The sequence below is a fragment of the Microcoleus sp. AT8-B5 genome (assembly GCF_036705565.1).
Lineage (GTDB): Bacteria > Cyanobacteriota > Cyanobacteriia > Cyanobacteriales > Microcoleaceae > Microcoleus.
Genome location: NZ_JAUBUY010000017.1, coordinates 64,868 through 89,028, shown reverse-complemented (window position 1 = coordinate 89,028; position 24,161 = coordinate 64,868). Strand labels below are relative to the sequence as shown.

Below are 24,161 nucleotides of genomic sequence, written 5' to 3'. Positions count from 1 at the left end.
ATCAGGTAGTATGAGGTACACTCAAATACTCCTTAATCATCTCGATCGTCTCTTGTGGATGACTCAGGTGCGGGCAATGTCCCGTAGCTTTCATCACCCGTAGCGTACTTTTAGGTAGGTGGCGGTGGAGGTAATCCCCTACCTGGGTGGGAGCAATCACATCATCAGCGCATTGCAATATCAGTGTAGGTACTGATGCCTTGGGTAAATCACTGCGATTGTCAGAGTAAAAAGTTACCTCGGCAAAGCGACTTGCAATCACCGGATCCGTAGAGCAAAAACTTGTCTCAAGTTCCTCCGTTAACTCAGGACGATCCTCATTCTGCATCACCATTGGCGCCAGAAAGCTTGCCCAACCAATGTAATTTTTCTCCATGATATCGAGGAGATCCTCAATATCTTTGCGCTCAAACCCTCCGTAATAATTTGGTAAATCATTGATGTAGCAAGGTGAAGGCCCTACGAAAATCAGGCGATTAAAGTAATTAGGAGCTTGAATTGAGGACAGAAGGCCGATCATACTGCTGACAGAATGACCGACAAAAATTACATCCCTCAAGGCTAATTGTTCACAGATATCGAGGACATCCTGAACATAGCCATTGAGGTCGCTGTACCGTTCATAACTGTAGGCACTAATATCAGACTGTCCCGAACCTACATAATCAAATAGGATAATTTTGTAATCCTTCTCGAAGGCCTGTGTTACGAAACGCCACATATTTTGATCGCACCCAAATCCATGAGCAAACATCATCGTCTGGGTGCCTTGTCCTAAGACTTTTATATTATTCCGTAAGAAAATTTTTTTAGTCATTTGAGCGAGACGAGCATTAAATTAATTATAAGACTTTTGCGCGCTTTCATGAGGGACGATTGCTGATCCCACATAGTGGTAGACAACAATTCAGGATGTCGGATTAATTGAATGGCAACCTCAGCAATGGCAGGCTTCCTCAACATATAACGCTGCCCGATTTCCTAGGCGATCGCTTGTAACGATTCCCATTTCGCTGGGGCTTCCATTCCTTCAGCAATTATGCTGAGATTTAACCCCTCTGGGATTACAACTATGGGTTTTTGAATTCCGCGATCGCTCGGATCGCTGGCTAAATCGCGGACAAATGAGGGATCAATTTTGAGCGACTTCACCGGAAAATTTTTCAGGTTGTTAAAAGCAGAATAGCCAGTCGCAAAATCCTCGACATAAATCCCCATACCATGCTTTGATAATTTGCTCAAAACATGGTATGTAATGTCAACATTAAGCATCATTACAGTTTCCGTAATCTGTAGCTATAGATATTTCGGCTTCATCTCGGTGCGCTCAAGGATGCGATCGCTCTTAGCGATTAAAGTCGGTTGGCTGAGTTGACGTGCCGACAGATTCACCGCGATATTAGGAAGAATTAGTCCTGCTGCTAGCCACTGCTGATATTGCCCACAAGCTTGCTCTAAAACCCATTTGCTCTTCGGGCAAAATCAATCTAGTTTTTTCGGCGAGGGGAATACATCGATGGCGATGAATCCAACCTACTTCAGGAGAATGCCCTCCTCCTACTATAACTTTAACACCAGCAAGGCTACCTGTTTGCAAATCGAGTAGAGACAGGATTTTATGATTTTTGAGATGTCATTGAAATATACAATTTAGAGAAACAACAGCTTACCCCTAGATTTTTACCACAACCAATTTAGTGGGATTACTATAGCAAAAGGCGGTGATGAAGAAGGCAATAAAAGCTCCTATTTCAGCAATTAAGAACCTGCCAAATATTGTCGCGGTTGCTATAAATGTTCACAAAATCCTCAAATTAAAAAAGTTGGGTTTCCTAGCTCAACCCAACCTACTTTTAACAACGAATTACTGCTAACTCTCAAATATCCTCGTCATCTTGACCTTGCACACCCTGGAGAATCCGCGATAGCTCACTCTTCTCATTAATCGTAATCCGAGTCGGAGAACCGCTGATAATCCGTTCGTAACCACGGAACGAATCTTTAATTTGTGGGCCTCTTTCAGTAATTGTGTATTCCCGGATTCCTTTGTCGTGCCACGAACCGCGCATCTTAAACACATTAATTGCCCGCGACATTTCTCCTCGAATCTCTACATACTGCAGCATAATAATTGTGTCAGTAATCGTAGAAATATGGGAGTCGGTAATCGAATTAGAACCCATAAACTGGTCGCTTGTATTCGTAAAAAAGCCAGTGATTTCTTCCTGCTTCGCAAAACCTGTCACTCCGATCACAAATTGCCTGAAAGCATTATTGCTGACACCCCTAGCTAAAGCCGACAGCGAGTCTATAGCAATTCTAGAAGGTTTGAACTCCGCAATTTCTGATTTAATAGTCTGCAAGTGGTCTTCCAAACCAGCAGATTCCGGGTAAGTACACAGCAGCTTCAGCATTCCTTTCTGTTCCATTTCCTCAAAATCAATGCCCCAAGAATAAGCATTGCGGAACAACTGAGCTCGCGACTCTTCATAGGCAAACAGCAGCGCCCGATTGCCGTTCATACAAGCATTCTGCAAGAACTTGCTCACCAACAGCGTTTTGCCGGTTCCCGTTGCACCCGTAGCCAAAATAATCGAGTCTTTGAAGAAGCCGCCACCGCACATCTCGTCGAGAGTTTTATCGCCCGAAGAAACCCGCACGTTGGAAGACTTTTGAGTTAATCGCATCGCCCCTAATGGGAAAATATTAATTCCGTCATTAGTCATAGTAAAAGGATATTCGCCCTTCATATGAGTTGTACCGCGCAACTTCAAAATTTCGATGGTGCGGCGGCGGCGTTCTCCTTCCAATACGTTGCGAACAATCACCACATTATCCGACACAAACTCTTCCACTCCAAACCGAGCCACCGGGCCGTATTCTTCCACCCGTTCCGTCGTCATAACTGTAGTTGCTCCGACTTGTTTGAGGCGCGCAACTAAGCGAAAAATTTCTCGGCGCACCACCGATGCAGCATCGTACTGCTGAAATACGGCGGTAACAGAATCTATTGAAACCCGCTTGGCTTTGTACTTGCGAATGGCGTACTGAATTCGCTCGATTAAGGCTGATAAATCAAAATTTCCTACGATATCTTGACCTTCTGGATCGGGGGAAGCGTCCAAAATAAATAGCTTGCCTTCCTCGATTAACTGTGCTAGATCCCAACCGAAACTGCAAGCATTTTTAATAATATCTGTCGGAGATTCTTCAAAAGTTACGAACACTCCAGCTTCGTCAAAATGGGTAATTCCATTATAGAGAAATTGTACGGCAAATAAAGTTTTTCCCGTTCCTGATGTGCCACTGACTAGGGTGGTTCGGCCGATGGGCATTCCGCCGTGACTGATGTCATCGAAACCCTCAATCATCGTGCGAATTTTTTCAACTCCTGCCGTTACCAATCCTTCTCGTTTAACCGTTTGACTAATTTCATTCATGTCGATTTTTGTCAACTCTCAGTATTCTTTAGTTGTCACTCATTAACCGCGGATCGTGAGTCTTTGTACCCAGCTTTTAGTTTTGGCTCTTGCTCAATAACTAATGACTGCTGAATGCTGACTAATGACCCCGCCCAAAAACCGATACCGTGCCACGTACTCCTGTCGTGGAAAGATAGAAATTTTAGACTTTTGTTCAACCTCCCAGATTCATCTGTGGAGTAAATCTAAAATCTAAAATCGTTCGACGATCGCGCGACTCGACGCTTCGACGCTCGCGCTCGCCGAACGTTTGACGCCAAACCGAAGTCTCAAATCTAAAATCGACTGACTCTTACCTGATTATCTTATGAATTCAGGTCTTCTTCGCGAAGTTCTTCATAGAGCAAATCTAATCCTATCAGAACTTTCTCACGATCGGACAAATCGCCAATAATTTTTCGCACCGGCGGCGGCAGGATTTTGGCCAGCGTCGGGGTTGCCAATATTTTGTCCTCTTCTGCTAGCTGAGGGTTTTTGAGAACATCTATGACTTTCAGCGCGTAGACACCTTGAAATTCTTGTTCTAGGATGTCCTTTAGGGTTTTCAAAGCTCGCACTGAGTTGGGAGTATTCCCCGCAACGTATAGCTTCAGAACGTAGGTTTTCTTCAGAGGACTCATGAACTTTTTTAAATGTTGAGTATTAGTTGTCAGATGTTAGTTGTAGTTGTTATTTGTCTTAAATCCGCTGTTCTTTGTTATTTTATAATAATTTCAGCCTCACGCTCGATCGGCAGTTGGTCGGCTCCTTTATTTTTTGTTAGATTCTACCTTCTACCTTTTGTTTCTTCAATTATGCCAAATCCCTGCTACATTCTACCTTGAGATGTCTCTTTCGGAATCGATCGCCGATACATCTCGCACATATGAGCGATCGCGTCAATCAGGGTCAAACGGTAATCTAGCAATATTTCCTCGCTGCGCCCTTCTAATTTTAGCTGTTTAGCAAACTCGTCCATCAATTCCATGTGAATTTCTACAATTTGAGTCACGGGAACGTCAGCAAAAAAAGCCAAATTCACAAATTCATCTATTTGATTGTTGACGGCAGCATCTTGAGAAAAGTAATTCAAAACGATGTCGCGATAACTTGACTTGAGTTGCTCCAAAAACTTTTGCTTTTCGGGGGCCGACAGATTTTTCAAAAAAATCTGAGAATTTCTTTTATAATACACACCTAAGTATCCTAATCGCTCCCGTAATTTTTCCGCCAGTCGCCGCTGCTGTCGGCTGAGCAAACTTTGAGCAGTCAATTGGGCTGTCGCATCGACGGTTACGGATTGGTAATTGACAGGAACCGGAGTTGAAAGTTTCAGAAATTGTGCGATCGCCCGATCGATAGCGGCAGCTATGGATCTCGATCGAGCGATTGCCAGTTGCACCTCAGCAGGGTGATAAAAAAAAGCACAGCTTTCGTCTTGACTCTGGTTGGCGGTACTGGCTGCGGCCTCAAAACCATCTGAATATGGTGCTTCGGGCTTGCCATCTACCTGCGCGTGAGGCGAAAAAATCACAGCAGGCAAAAAGAGCGATCGTTCTTGCAGCTTCCCCAGAAGCGATCGCAGATCCCCATCCACCTCCAAAACCAAACAATCAAGGTGATAATTGTGTTTAAGGAACCCCAAAAGCTCCACTGCCGACTTAATGTGCGTTAAAGTATAGCGTTCGCCTCTCAAAAGCTCGATCGCAGAGGCTGCAATTTCCTCAGAGCGGACAAAAATACCGATAGACAGTTGAGGAAGCAAAGCTGTAGGTGCACCACCTAAGTTGCCTGAAAGTGCTGGATCGCTCAGAGTTGATATCTCCTTTACAAAAAACTTAACATTTTAACAATCATCTCAACATTTATTTTAACCAATCTTAACCGCAAAATAAGTGATGCGCTTCTACCAGAGGAAGAATCAAAGTGTACTCCGTGGTTTTTGTGTCAAGCACCCTGAGCGTGATTTCTGCAATTAAGCTTAAGCCTTAAAATAATTGCTAGTCGCCTCAAATCAGGCGTAGGCATCGAACTCCCCGGTCTCGGTGCGGATAACGAGCCTGATAGCGAACTGATATAAAACAAATAAGATACAGAAATTCGCAGCTACATTGAGCATCAAAAATATTACTGCTCTCGCGAGCAGACTTTCAGGTTTGTTATGCCACTCACCACCCCCAGTCTCAAAAATTTTATCGAGCCAGTGCCGCTGTGCCTCCAAACGAGTGCGCTAGAATCGCTGCAGTCAATTTTCAGCTCCTGCAACTGCGATCGAGTCGCAGTAGTCAACGAACAGTTACAGCCGCTGGGATTAGTGTACCTCCGCAGCCTTTGGGCTTGGGGAGCCGATCGCACAAACGACGGGCCGCAACCTTTGTCAGAAAGCTCGATCGCGATCGAACCAGTCAGAGCATTACCCGCCACTATGAGCGTCAGGGAATTCTGGGAGTACCTGCAAACAGAAGAACAGAACACCCCAGCCCAGCCAAACCGCCAAACCGCCGGCATTTCATCAAACAACCCGATCGCCGTCACAGATGCCAGCGGTCAATTTTTAGGAATGCTAGACAGCCTGAGCCTGCTGCAATTCGCCGCACTCAACAGCAGCTCGCTCTGCAGCCTCACAGAGCAGGAAACAGCCGTCAAAGAAATCGAATTAAAACCGGTTTCCGAAGCCATCGCCACGGCCCTAGGCGCTCAAGTACGCTTTTTAGAAGCAGGATTGAAACCTTCGGAAAACCTCAACTCCCTAGTTGAACTGTTGGAAAAACTGCCCCTGCCCCTGAGATTGCAAACCCCAACCGCACAAATAGTCAGTCAAAACGCAGCGTGGCGGATTTTGCTGGGAGCAGGCCCCGAACCAGTTCCCGAACCAGCAGCAAATTTGGGTAAACACTCGCCCCGCAAACCAAGCAATTTAACAAGCGAATACAAGAGCGTGCAGTTTGAGGCCATCACCAAAGACTGCAGGAGCCTAGTAGGAGCAAGTAGATCGGGCGATTCCCTGCGGGATAGCTTCGCCGCGCGTGATTCAACAGCAGCCACCAGTTGCCCACTACCCTTGTACGCCGCCGCCTCCCCCTCAACCTTAACCGCTCCAGCTTGGTGTCCCATGGCCGGCAAACCAGACACCTACATTTGCGAGTGTCCCGTACAAAAAGGTCAAGAACGGATCTGGCAATTTGTCAAACAGCCGCTCTCAGACAAGCTAATTTTAGTAATGGGACAAGATGTCACCGAAGAACATTTAGTCGCCAAAGAACTAGCAGCGAAAAACGCAGATTTAATCCACCTCAACCGACTAAAAGACGAATTTTTATCCTGCATCAGCCACGAACTAAAAACCCCCCTCACCGCCGTCCTCGGTTTGTCCAGCCTCCTCAAAGATAAATTGATCGGAGAACTCAACGATCGCCAAACACGCTACGCCAAACTAATCCATAAAAGCGGGCGGCATTTGATGACAATAGTTAACGACATTTTAGACTTGACCCGGATGGAAACCGGGCAGCTAGAACTAATTCCCGAAGCAGTGGAAATAGCATCAACCTGCCAAAGAGCCTTTGAACAAGCAAAACAACTGCAACAGCAAGAAGAAAAAAACCCTCCCGCCCCCAGCAAAACGGACGGTACAGCCAACGCAGAACCATCCGCCCAAATAGAATTTACACTCGAAATAGAACCGGGACTGAGCCAATTAATTGCCGACGAACTGCGACTGCGGCAAATGCTAGTTAACCTCCTTTCCAACGCCCTAAAATTCACAGAAATCGGTGGCAAAATCGGATTGAAAGTAAATGTTTGGGAAGGCTGGATCGCATTCACAGTTTGGGACACTGGCATCGGCATCCCCGCCGACAAACAGCACCTAATCTTTCAGAAATTTCAACAGCTAGAAAGCCCCCTCACCCGCCGCTTTCAAGGAACCGGACTGGGACTGGTACTGACTCAACGCCTAGCTCGGCTCCACGGCGGAGACGTTTCGTTTATTTCCTCAGAAAACCAAGGCTCTCAATTTACCCTGCTGCTGCCACCAACTCCTCCGGGAAACAGCAGCGAAGAAGTCCCGGCACCGGGAGCCGCTGAGGAAGAATTATTAAAACCCCAATATCAGATTCCGATCGCCAATTCTCGCTCTCGTTTAGTATTAATAGTCGAAGCAGTTCCCAAATATATCGAAGATTTAACCAACGTCATCTCAGGTTTGGGCTACCAAGTAATAGTGGCCCGTTCCGGCACCGAAGCGCTGGAAAAAGCCCGCAGGTTTAGTCCCGAAGCGATTTTCCTCAACCCGCTGCTGCCCCTGCTGTCGGGTTGGGACGTGCTGACGCTGCTCAAGAGTGACCCGGATACCCGATCGATTCCGGCGATCGTCACGGCCACCAGAGGCGAAAAAGAACGGGCCAGTGTCAACAGGGCCGAAGGCTTTTTGAGCTTGCCGGTGGAAGAACCCGCTTTGCGGCGGCTGCTGGCAGACTTGATCGGCCACAGTAATGCTAGTAGCGCCAAAGTAAGGAGTTCTTTAACCGTGTTGTGGCTCAGCCCGCAAAACAGTTCGTCTCAAGGTTCCGCTTTACTGCTCAACCCCAACTACTGCCGGGTTTTAGAAGCAGACGACCTCGGCCAAGCAGAACTCGTGGCCCGAATTTGGCGGCCCGATGCGATCGTCTTAGACGGTACAAGTCAACTGCAAAACCCCTTAGCTTTTATCGAACAGTTAAGTCGGTCTCGAAATTTGGGTTCTCTCCCCTTGGTGACTTTAGACTCCCGAACTACGCAACTGGCAAATCAAGTCAAAGGATTGTCCGTATTTCCCTGTTTAGCCACTAGCAGTCCCGACGACGGTGAAACTTCACCAACCGGGTTAATGCCAAGTGCTTTGTGGCAAGTAATTCAAGTTGCTGCGGGCATGAGTTGGAAGCCCAGCATTTTATTTGCCGACATTTCGACTTTACCGGATTTGCACTCCTCTTCTGGGGGGAAGCCGACGGGAGAATTGGAACATGGCGATCGATCGACCGCGGCCGAGATTCCCCTCCCCAATTCCCAGTTTTCTACTCCCAACTTTCAAGCTTTGATTCAGTACGTCCAAACCGCAGGATTTCGAGGGTCGATCGCTCAGAGCTGGACAGAAGTTTTGCAGCAGTTGCAATATCAAAGCGTTGACTTAGTTTTGCTGTGCTTGCGAGATGCCCCCTCAGAATCCCCCGCTATGTTGCAGGCGCTATCGAACCTGCGGCAAATGGCAGTAAAACTGCCAATTTTAGTCTGGGATTATCGATCGGCTGTAAATTCGGAATCCGAGGCGATCGACTTTCTACTGCAAGAAGTATCTGCCAAAATTTTGCCTTCTTCCCTATCGGCAGCACAATTGTTAGACAAAATTCAACAAGCTTTATTAACTCACTAAAATTTTTGAAAATGAAGGATTTACCAGGTTTAGATTGAATAATTTACTCCTTTATAACCAGTAAAAACAAAAGAGTATTTAGGACAAAAAAAAGGATTTTTTAAGTTTTAAAATATAAACCGCGAAGCGTTATTTATTGACTCATTTAAGTTGCTAATAACTCATAATTGTGCCTATTTGTAGTGAGGTAATCAGTCGTGTCTAAAACAGTGAATAAAAACGACAATCCAGAATGTAAACATAATTTGAGAAGTATTTAAATGAAAACCAAAAAGTGTTGCGAGTCAAGAAGCAATATCAAAACTCAAAAATATGAGTTATTATAGGCGATCGAGAAACCCTTATATTTTTTTCTGGGGCTGTACAGTGCCTAATCGCATTCCTTTAATATCTCTGCTACTCGCACTCGGTTTGGGGGCAATGCCCGAGCCTGCTGTTGCACAGGCACTCCTGCCTTACACCCTGCAAATCGACTCGGCCCAACTCGAACAAACGGCATTGAGCCTTGCAGAAGAAGCCGTCCAGCTAGCCAGACTCCAGCAGTACCAACTAGCGGTACCCAGAGCCGAACTCGCCACACAGTTAGCCCCCAAAAATGCTCAAACTTGGACTTTGTTAGGTAGCTTGTACCTTCAAGTCGAGCAGTTTGACAAAGGCATTGAAGCTTTGGGACAAGCTCAATCTCTGTCGCCCGAAAATCCATCAATTAAATTTGTCTTGGGAGAAGCTCACTTTCGGAAAGCGAACTACGAGAAAGCAGCCGAATATTTGCAAGCAGGATTAAAACTCAAACCAGACACTCCAGGTGCATTATTTGATTTAGGCAATGCTTTTTATAAGCTGAAGCGGTTCGATCAGGCGATCGCCCAATACGAAAAAGCCTTTGCTTTAGAAAAAAACCTGTGGCCTGCTGTCAACAATATCGGATTAGTCAAATACGAAATGGGAGATGTTGATAGCGCCATCAAACGCTGGCAAGAAGCGATCGCGATCGACGACAAAGCAGCCGAAGCAATGCTAGCTCTAGCAGTAGCATTCTACACCAAAGGTGACAAAGAAAAAGGCTTAGCGATGGGAGAAGCAGCTCTGAAACTCGACAAACGTTATGCTACCGTAGAATATCTCAAAGAAAACCTCTGGGGCGATCGTTTAATCGCAGATACCCAAAAGTTGCTAGCCACTCCTGAAATCAAAGCAGCACTGACTAAAATTCAAGACGCCCCACCCCCTCCCCAACTGTCGCCTTAATTGTAGTTAAGTTAGTAGTGAGGACTTCAGTCCTCAAAGTGTTGTTTAACTGAGAACCAACTATCTTATTCAGAACTAAGACCAAAAAATAGTTGAATACGTTATGGGTAGAGGTAAGGTGCGCGCACAGCGCACCCTACAGATAGAGTTGGTGCGTAAGTTTTATTATTGCCACGAAGCAGTCCCTGTCTACAATTCTCCAATCTAAAATCTAAAATCTAAAATCTAAAATCCCATGACCCCCTTAAGCTGGACAGAATTAGAAGCCCTCACAGACTTTGAAGTCGATCGCACAAACGGCCCCACCAACGCTCAATCCCGCTTGCGCCTCTTCGGTAAAACCGAATCCGATGTGCGAGTCACCCTGTACCGCGATAACCATGCTTGGTGTCCCTACTGCCAAAAAATCTGGTTGTGGTTAGAAGAAAAACAAATCCCCTACCGCATTGAGAAAGTTACGATGTTCTGCTATGGGGAAAAGGAAAGCTGGTATAAGCGCAAAGTGCCATCGGGAATGCTACCGGCGATCGAACTAGACGGCCGCATCATCACCGAAAGCGATGACATCTTAATCGCGCTGGAACGAGTCTATGCCCCCTTGGGTTTGGGCATGGAAAATCCCGCAGTAATACCCATGCGGCGGTTAGAGCGACTGCTATTTAGAGCCTGGTGCTCTTGGCTGTGCTACCCAGCAAGTTCAGCCAAAGTAGAACAACACAACCGCAACCAATTTATCAGCGTCGTCGCCCAGGTAGAAAAGGCCTTGGCTAGCACTCCGGGGCCTTATTTCCTCGATGAATTTGGCACTGCGGATGTGATCTTTACGCCCTACGTCGAACGGATGAATGCCAGTCTTTACTACTACAAAGGCTACTCGATGCGCGAAGAAAACCCGCGCTTTGCTGACTGGTTTGCGGCGATGGAAACCCGCCCTACCTATCGCGGCACTCAGAGCGACTTTCACACCCACGCCCACGATTTACCGCCTCAGATGGGCGGGTGTTATGAAAATGGCGAACCTCAGATGCTACTCAATAAGGCCCGCGTGGATAATGGGCCTTGGGCTGGCCTGCCGGATGTGATGTATCCAGAACCGGAAACCTCCCGCGCTGAAGCACTTCACCGCGTCATTAAGCACCAGCGCAACATCGTTCGAGTCAATCCTGCTGATGACAAGTTATTCGATGAGGCTTTGCGTTGTGCTTTAACTTTGATGATGACTGGCGAAGTTTGTACGCCGCCGGCTGGTTCTGATGCGGCTTTGCGGTATTTGCGCGATCGGGTGAATGTGCCCCGTGATATGTCGATCTACGCGGCCAAGCGATTGAGGGAAGCGTTGGAGGAAACGGCGGCTTTGGTGGGTGATGGCCAAGGTTCTCCGATTCTGCTGAAGCATCGGCGAGATCAAGATCCGGCTAATTTTGTGTAGGATTCTAGGGCATATCGGAATCAGACGGAATCGGCGTTGCTGCTGCTCTACTTCATCAGCTTGCTATCTGCTCGATCGTTGTGCTACCATTGGTAGTATTAAAAGTGGCATACATAATATGAAAGTATCTATCTCTTTGCCAGATGAGCTAGTGCGTTACATTGACGATCGTGTAGAAAATCGCAGTCGGCTAGTTGAGCTTTTATTGCAAGCATGGCGCAAACAACAAGAAGAGCAGGCAATGGTAGAAGCCTGTTTATTGCTGGATGAACTGAGCGATCAATTAACCGATGAGGATGAAGCATGGCAGCAAGCAGCGATTACCGACTGGGAAGCATCTGGCTTGTGACTTTCGATCCGTCAGTTGGTACAGAAATCCGCAAGACTCGACCAGCGGTAATTATTTCAGGAACTGTTTTTAATCAACGCAGCAAGGTAACTGTTCTACCCATCACTTCTGCTGTTCCCAACGATGGTTTACGGCCTGTTGTTTTGCCTGTGATTCCTTCGACTCTCAATGGTCTGAGTACCGAGAGTTTTATCGTGTGTGTCGATCCGATGACGTTTGATAAACGCAGACTTGTGCGCTGTGTTGGGCAATTGGAGTTGCAACAACTCCAAGAAATTCAACAAATTTTGGCTCGATATTTAGAACTTGAAGAGTAGGGTAATGCAAAAGCTGGCGGGTTAGCGATATAGCATCGAGTGACGCAGGATTGCTGGATTGTTGAAGAACTTTCCTACATTTCGCCCTTTGGCATCGGTTGGTAGCATGGCTAGTGATTACTTTTTTGCTCCCGATCGCCCCTGAAATTAACCCTTAGTAGTGGCGGTATAGCGATCGCTTAGTTTTTGGAGTCTCATATTTTCTTTGATCTCATCATGGGGAATTAAGACATATTTCCAAGGTTTGCCACCGTGCTTTAGCATATAGTCCGAAGCATATTGACACCATTGAACTGCGACATCTTTCTTAGCAAGCACTTGAGGATTGTCAATTTCATTTCGAGCTTTTGGTTCCAGCATATAGATAACTTCTTCTGTTTCAGCAACAAAATCTGGTTGATATTCTGAATATTTTCCCTGCCATTTGTAATAAAGCTGAAATTGTCCTTTTGCGGGTTTAAACCATTTGATTGCATCCCGTTCTAAAATCAGTGCTAGTATTCTTTCTGCTTCCGCTTCAAATTTCTGTTCTCGATAGAGGCATTTGGAGAAGCCTGTAAACAGATATTTGGACATATTGCTTTTGTCTCGTGGCGAAGATTGATAATCAAGGCAATTATTAGCATTTGTAGTGTATGCGCTATCTTTTAAGGCTGTAAAACCTTTACTGATTTTGACTTCATAACCTGTTGTTTCTTCCCAGAAATTTTGCTGCATTTGGCTGCGGACAAAATTGGTAATTTCCCTTTGGTAATAGCGTAAAACTTTCTGTGTATCTCCTTCCGATAAGTAGGTCATAAAATGACTGATAACTTGACCCGCCAGGTCATAGAGTAAATCAGCGTGTTCGTCATAGGCAATATCATCGAAGTTGACTAGATTTTTGACAATATAGTTTTCAAGCCGTAATTCTTCAAAGTTTTCTTTGTTAATTCCCATACGTTCAACTTTATTCGTTGTTAGGGATTGAATATGTAATTCTTCTTGGGAGGGAACGGGATAATTTAAGCCTGTGACATCTAGGGCAAAAGACCTGAAACCCGATCGCACTTCCCCTTTAGGAATAACCAGAATCTTAGGAATATTGATGGTTTGCTGAATCACTAAATTCGTTGTTTTCGCAACGATCGCTTCAATATCTGGAGGTGCTATTATGCCTTCAAGTTCCATTTGTGCGGGTTGATATTCTCTAGCTACGGCTTCGCGCACCCTTCCCTGAACTTGTGGGGATGCGAGATGGGCGGTGGTTGGGACTTCTTCGGGCCGGCTTTCAAGCTTTAGGATTTCTTGGTATGTAAGCTGTGCAATCTTTTGTTCTATAGGTGATTGAAATAGCGATGGTTGAATATTTTGGGGTTCTGTTTCAGGTAAATTATCAGGTAAATTAATGGGTTGTTCGGGGTGAAGTCCTAGATTTTGGGCTAGTTGCGATCGCGAAATTACTGTTTGTGTCTTTTGCTGTAAGTCTTCATCTGTAAGGATAATTTGTTTTAAGCGGATTTGGGATTCTGGGCGTTTTGCTTCATCGACAATTTCTTGAAATTTGTCATGGGCGACGATATTTAGGCGATCGACTATTTCTACACCTGTACGCATTCCATAGGGCAAACGCAAGCCCCTTCCAATAGATTGCTCGATCAGGATTTTGGAATTTGCGGCTCTCAGAGGGACAATTGTATAGAGGTTGGTGACATCCCAACCTTCTTTGAGCATATTTACATGGATAACTATTTCAGTAGGTTCATCAGTATGTTCTACTTTGAGCAATCGCTCTACCATTTCATCTTCTTGAGCGCCCGTTTTACTAGAGTCAACTTGAATAACTTTATGTTTATAATTTCCTTCGGAAAACTCATCAGATTGAATGAGTTCCATCAGTTTTGAGGCGTGGGTAGTGTCACGGGCAATAACTAATACAAAAGGTTTAACAATCGTTCTTCCAGTTTGAATAGCATAGGTTTCTAATTCAGCTTTAATATTTTCATGGAGATAGATGCCATCTTCTAGTTTAAGACGCTCGATCGCTTCTGGTGACATTGACGCGGGGTTAAAGTCTTTGCGGGTGACGACGGCAGGATCTTTAACAAATCCATCGGTTATGGCACGTCCGAGGGGATAGTCATAGATGACATTTTTGAAAGCTACTGAACCTTTATTGGTTTCGACAAAGGGTGTGGCGGTAAGTTCTAGCCCCATTAATGGTTTTAATTCATTGATAGCGCGAACTCCTGCTGAGGCGCGATATCGGTGCGATTCATCCATGAGAATTACGAGGTCTTTTAATTGAGACAGGTAATCAAAATAGCTTTCGCCAATATATTCGGATAGTCGTTTAATTTTAGGGCTTTTGCCACCACGCACTTCTGAGTTAATTTTTGAGATATTAAAGATATTAATTTTGCATGAAATTTGTTGATCTAAGATCGTTCGCGCATTCATTTCATAGTTGTCACCTGTGATGATGACTGGTGGAGAGATCGCAAATTCAGAGATACCCGTAAATACATATTTTGAGGTGTTGGGCGTAAAGTCGGTAATTAGTTTGTTATAAATGGTTAGGTTTGGGGCAAGGATAAAAAAGTTTTTAATGTTATATGCTAGGTATAAATAACTAATAAATGCGCCCATGAGTCGAGTTTTACCAACACCTGTGGCTAGGGCAAAACATAGGGAGGGAAAGTCGCGCTCGAAGTCAGTAAACGTTGGGAATTCTTTTTTGAGGGCGACTAAACTTGTTTCTCTATCTGTGATGTCTGGGATGGATAAGAGTTCACAAATGCGATCGATAATTTCTAAAGATTGGCGCTGAGGATGGCGCAGACTGAGACGATTAGAAATATTATTAACCAGTTTATTTATCATAGGTATCCAGGTCAAATAGTGATAGTTGTCCGAACTTTGGGGGTGCTTTTGGCAAGTTTTCAATTTTTAGGCTGTAATCATCATGTCCCCATTCACACCGTGAAAGGATTTGTTTGGGAATTTTTTTAACGGTGAGGTTTGGGAATATGTCGGTTTCGCTTCGAAAGGCGGTACATAAAACAAGTAGGGTGCGTTCTTGTCCTACTTCGTCTGCAAGTTTGGATAGTTGTTCGTGACTAAGATTTTGGGTGGTGACATAGATAAAGTCGCTTTCAGTGGAATAGCCATGTTGCCAATACAAAGTGTCGGATGGTGCGTAGGTGAAACCTTCGATTTTGCAGAGTGCTTCGGCAAGCATGGCGGCGTTATAGGTTTTGTTGATCACCCAATTATCCCATTTGTCTTTTTCTAGTAGGGATGGTGCGAGACGATAGTAACGAAACCCACCGCCACCTTTCCAGTTAACTGCTTTAGTAATTCCCCCTTGATCTTCGCCATCAATTACTTTTTTGAGTCGGGGAATGATATGGGTATGACAATGTTCGCCGAGTTCAATCATGATCCAGCGTCTTCCCATTTTCTGCGCGACTGCGCCTGTTGTTCCTGAACCTGCAAAAGAATCAAGAACCAGATCACCTATTTCTGTAGAAATTTGTAAGATGCGACAAATAATATCTTCTGGTTTTGGTGTTTCAAACAAACTATTCTCGCCAAACAAAATCTTTTGATGTGCTTTGGTTTGTCGCGTAGTATCGAGATCGTTCCAAATTGTTGGATACGGACGAGAAGGCTCCTCGGCTGCAAATTCTCTTGTATACGGAACCCATCGCTTTATACCGTTTTGTTGGCGCTGTTTCCAAATTAAATTTCCTTGAGCTATCAAATCTTCAACTCCTTTTTTACCTATCGCCCAGCAAGCCTCTCGGCCATCGTCATGGATTGGAAAAACTGTTGTACCATCAGGAGCAATAACTGGAAAAAACATTGATGGTCGATCTGACCGAAGACTACTTTTGCCGTTCTTTTTTAATAATCGATCTCTGTAAGGGCGATCTGACTCTGAATCAGGTTGTCTATAAGCATGGAGAATTGAGTTATCAGGTTTCTGTTTAAACTGTACTAATCTCGGATCTTTTACAAAACACAGAACGTATTCATGATCGGGTGTAATGGCAACTTTATTATCGTTAGGGCTATCAACTTTTCTCCAAATAAAAGATGTAATAAAACAGTTGCGACCAAAAATTTCATCACAAACCACTTTTAAATAATGTGCTTCATTGTCATCAATCGCGATCCATAAAGAACCATCATTCGATAATAAATTACGCAAAATCTCTAAACGATCGCGCATTAAACCAAGCCAGATAGAATGTTCAATTCCATCATCATAATGTTCAAAAGCTGAGCCTGTATTATATGGCGGATCGATAAAAATACACTTAACTTTTCCTGCAAACTCAGACTCTAAAGCCTTGAGAGCCAACAAATTATCCCCAAAAATTAAGCGATTATCAAAAATATCATTTTCACTCACCTGATGAGCAGCATGATAAGATATTTCTGGATCTTCCAGTAAAATTCGCGGCTCCAGCTTGGGGCGAATATCCTTACCAACCCATGTTAGTTCTAGTCTCTGCTTCTTATTCATAATTAATATCTATCTCAAAAGTTAAACTGTAGGTATATTCGGATTTTCAGCCTGAGCATCCCTGCGATCTAACTCCTGCATTACCTCACTCGTTAAAGGCCTAACATCTGTGATATTCCTAAAAATAGCAAGATATCCCTTGTTGTCACTAGCAAATCGAGATTCAGCAACAGTGTAAACAACCTCAGCAAGCTCTAACCCAATTCGTGAAAGTTGCATTTTATCGTCCTCAGACAAATAAACTTCATGCTTATTTAGCAAAGGTTTATAGCGTCTTGCAAGAATATCTATAATAAAAAATCTACCATGCTTATAAAACTTTTTTTGTTGACCTGTTGCAGCATTTTCTGAAGCCGAAAAAATTTCATCCAGATATTGAAAAATTCGCACATAACGACACAGCGTAACTCCTGAAAGCCCATCACTAAACAATATATCATAATAACGCTTATAAATCTGACTAATTTCTCTCTTTGCTGCAACCACTATTTCCGTATCACCGCTAAAACAAGCAAGGGCAACTGCCGCCTGTTCAATCGTAATCGCATCCTGACTCCGCTCCGCCGATGGTCGATATTCGTAAACAATATTCGATACCATACATTCCTGTCGCAAACGTTCTTGATTGGAATCTAACGCGGCAAAATAAACATCGCGCACAGCATTTTGCGTATTTCTTGCTCCAGTAATTTTTTCGCCAATATTATCAGTCTCCGTCCCCACTTCAATAATTGTAACTAATAACTTTGCATCAGCAGATATTGAACCATTAGCATTATAAACAGCAGCGATAGCTCCTACCGTTTGCGCCCCATTCACGACGGAAAAACCTTTTAAAGTAAATTGAGTTGATTCCTGTTTGTGTCCTGATGGCAGACTAATTATCGAACAAGTAATCGTCAGACCATTGTTGAGATAAAATAGTTCAGATGGTTGCTCTTTGACAGTGTCCGCAATCGCTAAGTTAACATCCTCTGCACCTAGGTAATAACGGATATTTTTCTCAAAAAGCGACTTATTATGCTGTTGATATAAAGATGCAAGTTCTGAAGCCTTAACCAATCCATAAAATGCCCTACGCGGCCGATCTAAACAATGCCAGTTTTCCAATGTCAAGACTACATCAACAGGGGCGATCGCTTGTTTGGCTGTCAACCAACCATGTGTTATGCTAATATTTAAATCTTGCCATTCAAAACGTTGATCGAACTGATTCAGTTCAGTTTTTAACTGATCGAGATCCGCAATCACATGAGAGCTAAGGCTTTCATCAAGATATATATTACAGCCAACTATTTTTACCCCGTTAGTATTTAAAGCATCTTCAACCTCTTGCTGCAACCGCACAAAGCCATCATTAAATTTCTGAAAACGTTGATGGACTAAATCTCTAATCCCATCACAAAATTTCTTATTATCACCCATATTTGGAGCATTCCCTGCCTTAGCCTGCACCAACAAAAGCAAATTTTTCATCCGATCGAAATAAATGGCATCAATCCCATTATCATTTTCCCCATTGATAATTGAGTTAGCCGCTTGAGCTGGGGTAATATCGGCAAGATTGGCGATCGCAAATGCAGCCAAAGAACGACTCAATCGATTTTTTTCATGTTGCTCTGGTGTCCAGTTTCTATGAAGCTGCGCGGTCATTTGAAAATAATCCTGCTTTAGTACCTCAATAATTTGACTTTTTTGGTAATTTAAAATTTGTTTTTTTTTCATTGTTGGGATATTGATACTTTATTAAAAACCATCAGTTTTTGAGAGAAAAAATGCAACTATTAAAACTATCGCACTCCTGAATCTATTCACATAAAAAAGAAACAAGGAGGAGGGTTTTTTAACGATTTCCCCCTTCCTCTTCACTTCTAAAAATCCCTCATTTGAGCAGTTTGAACTGCTACTTCTTTAATCTGGGCACCGCGCCGCACTTTCAGTTTCAGAATTTGACCGATTTTGCTGTTGTCCACCAAACTTTGCAACTGTTCGGCTTCAGTCACTGCCTCACCGTCAATTTGAACGATGACATCCCCTTTGCGAATCCCTGCTTTCTCAGCAGGAGTGTTGGGCACAACTCGCATCACTAACACTCCCTTAACTTCCGGCACAATCAAAGGAGCATTGGGGTCAGAATTATTCTCTCTGGCCATTTCAGGAGTCAAAGCAATCATCTGAATCCCCAAAAACGGATGGCTGACTTCTTCTCCGTTGGCTAGCTGCGCGTAGATGGCTTTGGCTTTGTCGATCGGAATCGCAAAGCCAATACCCATTGCATCGGCTCGAATCGCCGTGTTGATGCCAATCACTTCTCCTCTGCTGTTTAACAGGGGGCCACCGGAATTGCCGGGATTGATGGCGGCGTCGGTTTGAATAAAATCAAGGCGCTTGTCGGGAATGCCGACGGCTGCACTGGAGCGTTTGAGGGTGCTGATAATGCCCAAGGTGACGGTGTTGTCAAATCCCAGGGGGTTGCCCACGGCGATCGCCCAATCTCCCACTTTCACCGCGTCTGAATCTCCTAGGATTGCCACGGGCAAGTTAACTTCCTTGGTATTAATTTTGACAACAGCCAAATCTGTTACTTCGTCAGTACCTTGCACTTCTCCTGGAAATGTCCTGCCGTCATTTAAGGTGACAGTCACTCGATCGGCTTTGTCAACTACGTGGGCGTTGGTTAAAACAATCCCGCTTTTGTCAATGATGAAGCCCGAACCTTGACCGCGCAAGCGTTCTTGTCTGGGGGTCAGGCTGCGTAAATCTTCTCCCAAAAATCTGCGGAAAAAGGGGTCTTCCATTAAGGGGTCGAGGTTGCGGCTGACAGTGCGCTCGGTATCAATGCGAACAACTGCCGGCCCGACTCGATCGACTGCCGCCGTTACAAAACTGCCGGTATCCGCCGGGAGTTCCGAGCTCCGCAGCGCTAACAGTTGCGGATTCGCGGCAGTGGCTGGGGCAGTCTGGAACTGCAACTTGGGCGGATTTTTGCCATCAGCGGCGGCGGCTGCGGCGGGTGCAGCATTGATTGTTAAAGCACTCAGGGCGATCGTCATTGCTAAAATTAGGGCGAACCAACGAGCACCTGTTCGAGGTGCGGGGCGAAAAAACTTAAATAGTCGCATAGCGTCAATCTTTGTTAGTCTGGGTTAGTCTGGTAAAGGTGTGCGATCGTGCGGACTCAATAATCTGCATAATCTGCCACTATGAAGATCCTAAATATATTTTGACAATTCCCGCATCCAGGATACCCGCCACGTGATTCATCCGTCCAGAAATAAAAAACCTGTATCCGATGACACTTGCCCCCGAACTTATCCGTGGGGTCAATCTAAAATCTAAAATCTAAAATCGCGCAATCGATTGACAGTTACAATACATGAGTCACGAGCCCGCACCAACTCACCCTATTCTGAATTCTAACTTTAAAAAATTCCCTAGTAATACCAGTTTCAAAAAAAGAATGCAACTCTAGGCCCGTGGGCCCAACCATTACGAAATCACTCATTCCCAATCTAAAATCTAAAATCTAAAATCTAAAATGGTATAACCCCAATGATTCTATCTGATACTTCTACTGACAAATCCTTGCCCTCAAATTCCCACCACCATCACGACGCTGAATCAGCCCACCCTCACCATCACGATGAAGAATCGATGCGGCGGCTGGTAAATCGCTTGTCTCGGATTGAGGGACACGTCCGCGGCATTAAAACAATGGTTCAAGAAAACCGTCCCTGTCCCGAAGTTCTGGTGCAAGTTGCTGCGGTGCGAGGCGCGCTCGATCGCGTAGCGAGAATCATTCTTGACGAACACTTAACTGAGTGCATCGCCAGAGCCGCGAAAGAAGGCAATATCGATACGGAAATCGAAGAGTTGAAAGCCGCTTTGGATCGGTTTTTGCCTTAGCCGCTGCCAATTTTTACATCCATATAACAAAACCTGCAAGTTAGACAAAACTTGCAAGTTATTCTTTCTGGCTAATTTTTTAAGCATCTTTCACAAACGCGGGAAAAGCATCAAATTTTCTCCCCTTCACCCCCATTGCCACAACATATAATTTATATGCTTCGCAGTTTAGGAGAGCGAGTTTTGTTAAAAAAGAATTAGTCCGGTTTGTCGTGATGACGCAACTCCTCAAGATATTCAAAAGCTGACGGTTAACCATTAGATAATCGGTGCTTAATCCGACGTGGTATGAACTGTCTAGACTTTCGTCAGCTTGGCTTTTAGGTGATATCTGACTGTTGCATAAACTGCTTTATAGGAAGCCTCAATGCTGTATTCCTGCTGCAACCACTCTTGAATTTCTCCATAGCTTTTAAAGCCTTTCTGGGGGTCGCTGAGGCGCATTGCCAAACTAGCGCGGGCAAGAGGTGGAATGGCCGGCTTACGGCCACCGCTGTGCTTTGTTTCGAGGAGTCCTTCGAGTCCGTCAGATCGGTACTTTCTCAGCCACCGCTGCACTGTAATTCGATTTACCCCGATCGTCATTGCCAATTCTTTAACTGTCTTAACATGACAAATTTTGAACAGGTAAAGTGCTTGAATTTTTTGAAAGCCACTTGCTGTTTTTTGTTCAGTTAACAGGTTTTTTAGCTCTTCACTTGTCTCTGTGATGCTAAGTTTACATACTCCAGCCATATCAATTACCTCACGATTCGCGTTCTACAATACCTTTGTTTGACAAGGGAGCAAAAGCTGCTCCTATCCTAAATGCTGACCTTTTGTTTGCCCTGAAGCAATACAAAAGCGATCGTACTCATTCAACTTTTTCCTTCCTGGATGCACTCAGACGCTCAGAAACCTGATTATTTTAACCTGGAGCAAGGTTGCAACGATTTTTTTGGTAAAACACCCTGTTTCTGGGTCAGTTTTGTATTTGATGGACAAGCGTCATTGCTAATACTGATAGCCGTTAACCGATCGACTGTAACATTAGCGGCAATAGGTGACTCTTAAGGAATACCATTTATTCTTTTATTGTTAAACATCAATCATGGTTTTCCTGGTATTTATTGGTATTTTTTGCGAACGTATGGGCGATTTTCAGTCATTAGGTGCTAGCAAACAAGCGAATGTCTGTACACCAGCGATCGCATTTTTATACAGACATTCCCCTCGTCCCCGAAGTGCATTTTTGGCTTTCGCAGTGCGAAAAATCCTTAGATATCAGCACTCTCATCGGTCAGAGCGGGTAGGGCCGAGTGACGTTGCAACCTACTTTCACAGCAAGCGGGCTACTATCCGTGAAACTACTGGCTTTATCGCCAATTGAGTAAAACACGACGAGGGTGGCATTGTCAATTTCTCAGCATTACAGTATAAGTATCGGCTATTTTTGCCCGTCTGCTGTGATCGAAAGCGGAACCTCTATGTGATACTACTAACATTGTTTTGTGATTTAGGTCACACGAGCACTCAGTAAGCTCAACTAGCCACAAAAAGTTATGAGTTCGATCGGACTTTCCACCTAAAACCTTATAGATTCAGGGAAGTTTCACCCTAGGTGTGAATATTTCAGAATCTAAAATTGCAGAACATCCGGTGTAACCAGCTTGCTGACAGTATTCTTCATTTAAAAGGTGTAGAGAAGCCACAATGAACGTTGACGAACTGCTCAAGCTATATGCAATAGGAGAAAGAAATTTTAGTGGGGTCTACCTGCACGAGGTCTACCTCTACGAAGCAGAATTGATTGGAGCCAATCTGTATGAAGCCGACCTGATTGGAGCCAATCTCAGCAAAGCCAAACTCAACAGAGTCAACTTTGGCAAAGCCAATTTGTGCAAGATTAATTTGAGCAAAGCAGACTTAGGTGGAGCAGACCTCACAGAAGCACTTTTACTTGAAGCTAACCTGAATCGAGCTGAGTTGATGGGAGCAAATCTCAGTAAAGCAGACTTGAGCGGAGCTTCTCTGATCCAAGCAACTTTAATTGGAGCGAATATATCTCGGGCAACACTCAGCCGTGCAGACTTGCACGGAGTAAATTTTTACGGAGTAAACTTGCGTAGGGCGGTGCTCACAGAATGCGATTTAATTGGCGCAAACTTGAGTAAAGTAGACCTTAGCGGAGCCGACTTAATGGGGGCGAGTCTAATTAGGGCCGACTTGACTGAAGCGATTTTAAGTGCGTCCGACTTAAGCGGAGCAAACCTGTTGGGAGCAAACCTTACAAAAGTCAACCTGAGCGGAGTATATCTTAAGGGTACAACGATGCCCGACGGCACGATTCACGACTAATTTATTGGTTAATTTTTATGGTTGCCGAGAACAGCGGCTAAAGGGTAATGAGTAATTCATTACCCTAATTTATTGGCAGCGAAATCTTTATTTGACCGAAAGCATCCATGATACCCGCCACGTGATTCATCCGTCCAGAAATAAAAAACCTGTATCCGAGAAACTTGCCGAACGTATTTCTCTCGCGCAAGTCAATGCTTCAATTCTAAAATCTAAAATCTAAAATCTAAAATCTAAAATCGATTGACACTCAGGTAAGGCCGAGAACTTCAATCTAGGCTGCTGATGGCGCTCAGAACTCCTACATACGGCAAGTCAAAAGATTTGTTGGGTGAACTTGTGTTATGGTGATTTTCAATTGCTTCGATAAAAGCTATTTTAGATTTAATATTTTGGATTTGGGACGGTTAAAATGAAACTCAGAATCCTCGCTGCTGCAACGCTGCTGAGCGCGATCGCCCCGATCGCTCCTGCACCCGCCGAGAACATCCAACACACGCAACAATTACTAGCCACCCGACAGTGCCCCAACTGCGACCTCAGCAGTGCTGGCTTGGTTTTAGCCAATTTAACAGGAGCCAATCTCAAAGGTGCTGACTTGAGGTTGGCTAACCTCAGTCGAGCCAACCTCGCGGGGGCTGACCTCAGCGGTGCCAACCTCAGCGGCACTAGCCTGTTTGGCGTCAACCTGACAGGGGCAAACCTCAGCGGTGCGAACCTCAGCGGTGCTGACTTGAGAAGTGCCTATCTCAGCGACGCCAATTTGCTCAACGCCAATTTAACTAACGCGCAACTGCTCGGAGTTAGAGGAATGCCAACCAATATCGGCACCGCTGAAGACTTCTATCGGTTGGGAGTGCTGGAAGCTCAAGCAGGAAACTACAGAAACGCCATTGATTATTACAATCAAGCCCTGAATCTGAAATCGGATTTAGCAGCCGTTTATTTTGCGCGCAGTATGTCTCGCGCTGACTTGGGAGAGTTCGCCGGTGCGGCTCAAGACGCTGCAATAGCAAACAAACTCTTTGCAGATCAAGGAAATCCCCAAGGTGAGGAGTTGTCAAAGCAGTTAGGCGAAGCCATTGTGGCACGCCAAAAGCCAACGGAACCCCGCACTTCCAGCCGCGGCGACTTTATGAGTCTTCTGGGGTCGATCGGTTCTGTGCTGGTGAAGCTAATCTTGCCTTGAGG

General features: G+C 44.8%; 19 protein-coding genes. 9 read left to right on the top strand and 10 right to left on the bottom strand.

All coding sequences use genetic code 11. The annotated features are described in order from the left end of the window. Position 1: 1 nt before the first annotated feature. From QUB39_RS14055 to QUB39_RS14035, 5 genes are all read right to left on the bottom strand, one after another. The gene (locus tag QUB39_RS14055) at positions 2–817 is read right to left on the bottom strand and encodes an alpha/beta hydrolase (RefSeq protein ID WP_333240552.1); all 816 of its coding nucleotides are present in this window, start codon (positions 815–817) and stop codon (positions 2–4) included. 164 nt (positions 818–981) lie between these two features. Then, positions 982–1,290 (bottom strand): EAL domain-containing protein, encoded by a 309-nt coding sequence (locus QUB39_RS14050; protein ID WP_333485082.1) that lies wholly within the window; start codon positions 1,288–1,290, stop codon positions 982–984. A 587-nt stretch (positions 1,291–1,877) separates the two neighbouring features. Continuing rightward, positions 1,878–3,440 carry a circadian clock protein KaiC gene (kaiC, locus tag QUB39_RS14045; protein WP_333056794.1) on the bottom strand — a complete coding sequence of 521 codons (1,563 nt, stop codon included), beginning with the start codon at positions 3,438–3,440 and terminating at the stop codon, positions 1,878–1,880. A 347-nt stretch (positions 3,441–3,787) separates the two neighbouring features. Further along, a complete protein-coding gene (gene kaiB, locus QUB39_RS14040) occupies positions 3,788–4,102 on the bottom strand; it encodes a circadian clock protein KaiB (RefSeq protein ID WP_006632119.1) in 315 nt (104 codons plus the stop codon). 188 nt (positions 4,103–4,290) lie between these two features. Beyond that, on the bottom strand, positions 4,291–5,226 hold the full coding sequence (locus QUB39_RS14035; RefSeq protein ID WP_333056796.1) for a circadian clock protein KaiA: 936 nt from the start codon (positions 5,224–5,226) through the stop codon (positions 4,291–4,293). Positions 5,227–5,622: 396 nt separating this feature from the next. Here QUB39_RS14035 and QUB39_RS14030 point away from each other — a divergent pair, with 396 nt between their 5' ends. The 5 genes from QUB39_RS14030 (at position 5,623) to QUB39_RS14010 (ending at position 12,214) form a co-directional block, all read left to right on the top strand. Then, positions 5,623–8,871 (top strand): ATP-binding protein, encoded by a 3,249-nt coding sequence (locus QUB39_RS14030; RefSeq protein WP_333209136.1) that lies wholly within the window; start codon positions 5,623–5,625, stop codon positions 8,869–8,871. Positions 8,872–9,237: 366 nt separating this feature from the next. Next, positions 9,238–10,119, top strand: coding sequence for a tetratricopeptide repeat protein (locus tag QUB39_RS14025; RefSeq protein ID WP_445243085.1), 882 nt, complete (start codon positions 9,238–9,240; stop codon positions 10,117–10,119). Between the two features lie 235 nt (positions 10,120–10,354). Continuing rightward, positions 10,355–11,548: a glutathione S-transferase family protein gene (locus QUB39_RS14020; RefSeq protein WP_333209140.1), complete on the top strand. Its 1,194-nt coding sequence runs from the start codon at positions 10,355–10,357 to the stop codon at positions 11,546–11,548. A 118-nt stretch (positions 11,549–11,666) separates the two neighbouring features. Continuing rightward, positions 11,667–11,897, top strand: a complete 231-nt coding sequence (locus QUB39_RS14015) for a hypothetical protein (protein WP_333209142.1) — start codon at positions 11,667–11,669, stop codon at positions 11,895–11,897. After that, entirely contained in the window at positions 11,852–12,214 is a 363-nt protein-coding gene (locus QUB39_RS14010) for a type II toxin-antitoxin system PemK/MazF family toxin (protein WP_333209144.1), read from the top strand. Before QUB39_RS14015 ends, QUB39_RS14010 begins: the two co-directional genes overlap by 46 nt. A 147-nt stretch (positions 12,215–12,361) precedes the next feature. Here the strand turns inward: QUB39_RS14010 and QUB39_RS14005 are convergent, their stop codons facing one another. The 4 genes from QUB39_RS14005 to QUB39_RS13990 all read right to left on the bottom strand — a co-directional run bounded on the left by QUB39_RS14005 (position 12,362) and on the right by QUB39_RS13990 (position 19,849). After that, positions 12,362–15,076: a DEAD/DEAH box helicase family protein gene (locus tag QUB39_RS14005; protein WP_333261503.1), complete on the bottom strand. Its 2,715-nt coding sequence runs from the start codon at positions 15,074–15,076 to the stop codon at positions 12,362–12,364. Then, positions 15,066–16,727 (bottom strand): site-specific DNA-methyltransferase, encoded by a 1,662-nt coding sequence (locus tag QUB39_RS14000; RefSeq protein ID WP_333261500.1) that lies wholly within the window; start codon positions 16,725–16,727, stop codon positions 15,066–15,068. Before QUB39_RS14000 ends, QUB39_RS14005 begins: the two co-directional genes overlap by 11 nt. 21 nt (positions 16,728–16,748) lie before the next feature. Then, the gene (locus QUB39_RS13995; protein ID WP_333261498.1) at positions 16,749–18,452 is read right to left on the bottom strand and encodes an AIPR family protein; all 1,704 of its coding nucleotides are present in this window, start codon (positions 18,450–18,452) and stop codon (positions 16,749–16,751) included. A gap of 146 nt (positions 18,453–18,598) precedes the next feature. Continuing rightward, the gene (locus tag QUB39_RS13990) at positions 18,599–19,849 is read right to left on the bottom strand and encodes an HhoA/HhoB/HtrA family serine endopeptidase (RefSeq protein WP_333261494.1); all 1,251 of its coding nucleotides are present in this window, start codon (positions 19,847–19,849) and stop codon (positions 18,599–18,601) included. 430 nt (positions 19,850–20,279) lie between these two features. Here QUB39_RS13990 and QUB39_RS13985 point away from each other — a divergent pair, with 430 nt between their 5' ends. Further along, the gene (locus QUB39_RS13985) at positions 20,280–20,633 is read left to right on the top strand and encodes a metal-sensitive transcriptional regulator (RefSeq protein ID WP_333261490.1); all 354 of its coding nucleotides are present in this window, start codon (positions 20,280–20,282) and stop codon (positions 20,631–20,633) included. A gap of 297 nt (positions 20,634–20,930) precedes the next feature. On the opposite strand, the gene QUB39_RS13980 is transcribed toward QUB39_RS13985, so the two are convergent. After that, positions 20,931–21,368 (bottom strand): helix-turn-helix domain-containing protein, encoded by a 438-nt coding sequence (locus QUB39_RS13980; RefSeq protein WP_333056815.1) that lies wholly within the window; start codon positions 21,366–21,368, stop codon positions 20,931–20,933. Between the two features lie 434 nt (positions 21,369–21,802). Here QUB39_RS13980 and QUB39_RS13975 point away from each other — a divergent pair, with 434 nt between their 5' ends. The 3 genes from QUB39_RS13975 (at position 21,803) to QUB39_RS13965 (ending at position 24,159) form a co-directional block, all read left to right on the top strand. Beyond that, positions 21,803–21,925 (top strand): hypothetical protein, encoded by a 123-nt coding sequence (locus QUB39_RS13975; RefSeq protein WP_333056816.1) that lies wholly within the window; start codon positions 21,803–21,805, stop codon positions 21,923–21,925. A gap of 400 nt (positions 21,926–22,325) precedes the next feature. Beyond that, the gene (locus tag QUB39_RS13970) at positions 22,326–22,970 is read left to right on the top strand and encodes a pentapeptide repeat-containing protein (protein WP_333056817.1); all 645 of its coding nucleotides are present in this window, start codon (positions 22,326–22,328) and stop codon (positions 22,968–22,970) included. Between the two features lie 412 nt (positions 22,971–23,382). Further along, positions 23,383–24,159, top strand: coding sequence for a pentapeptide repeat-containing protein (locus tag QUB39_RS13965; RefSeq protein WP_333209155.1), 777 nt, complete (start codon positions 23,383–23,385; stop codon positions 24,157–24,159). The last annotated feature ends 2 nt before the right edge of the window (positions 24,160–24,161 follow it).

What these genes read in the sequence shown, in the direction of transcription:
- QUB39_RS14055 (WP_333240552.1), bottom strand. Translation starts at nt 817, where the DNA reads ATGACTAAAAAAATTTTCTTACGGAATAATATAAAAGTCTTAGGACAA.
- QUB39_RS13970 (WP_333056817.1), top strand. Translation starts at nt 22,326, where the DNA reads ATGAACGTTGACGAACTGCTCAAGCTATATGCAATAGGAGAAAGAAAT.
- kaiC (WP_333056794.1), bottom strand. Translation starts at nt 3,440, where the DNA reads ATGAATGAAATTAGTCAAACGGTTAAACGAGAAGGATTGGTAACGGCA.
- QUB39_RS13980 (WP_333056815.1), bottom strand. Translation starts at nt 21,368, where the DNA reads ATGGCTGGAGTATGTAAACTTAGCATCACAGAGACAAGTGAAGAGCTA.
- QUB39_RS13975 (WP_333056816.1), top strand. Translation starts at nt 21,803, where the DNA reads ATGTCTGTACACCAGCGATCGCATTTTTATACAGACATTCCCCTCGTC.
- QUB39_RS14020 (WP_333209140.1), top strand. Translation starts at nt 10,355, where the DNA reads ATGACCCCCTTAAGCTGGACAGAATTAGAAGCCCTCACAGACTTTGAA.
- QUB39_RS13985 (WP_333261490.1), top strand. Translation starts at nt 20,280, where the DNA reads ATGATTCTATCTGATACTTCTACTGACAAATCCTTGCCCTCAAATTCC.
- QUB39_RS14030 (WP_333209136.1), top strand. Translation starts at nt 5,623, where the DNA reads ATGCCACTCACCACCCCCAGTCTCAAAAATTTTATCGAGCCAGTGCCG.
- QUB39_RS14010 (WP_333209144.1), top strand. Translation starts at nt 11,852, where the DNA reads ATGGCAGCAAGCAGCGATTACCGACTGGGAAGCATCTGGCTTGTGACT.
- QUB39_RS13965 (WP_333209155.1), top strand. Translation starts at nt 23,383, where the DNA reads ATGAAACTCAGAATCCTCGCTGCTGCAACGCTGCTGAGCGCGATCGCC.
- kaiB (WP_006632119.1), bottom strand. Translation starts at nt 4,102, where the DNA reads ATGAGTCCTCTGAAGAAAACCTACGTTCTGAAGCTATACGTTGCGGGG.
- QUB39_RS14015 (WP_333209142.1), top strand. Translation starts at nt 11,667, where the DNA reads ATGAAAGTATCTATCTCTTTGCCAGATGAGCTAGTGCGTTACATTGAC.
- QUB39_RS13995 (WP_333261498.1), bottom strand. Translation starts at nt 18,452, where the DNA reads ATGAAAAAAAAACAAATTTTAAATTACCAAAAAAGTCAAATTATTGAG.
- QUB39_RS13990 (WP_333261494.1), bottom strand. Translation starts at nt 19,849, where the DNA reads ATGCGACTATTTAAGTTTTTTCGCCCCGCACCTCGAACAGGTGCTCGT.
- QUB39_RS14005 (WP_333261503.1), bottom strand. Translation starts at nt 15,076, where the DNA reads ATGATAAATAAACTGGTTAATAATATTTCTAATCGTCTCAGTCTGCGC.
- QUB39_RS14000 (WP_333261500.1), bottom strand. Translation starts at nt 16,727, where the DNA reads ATGAATAAGAAGCAGAGACTAGAACTAACATGGGTTGGTAAGGATATT.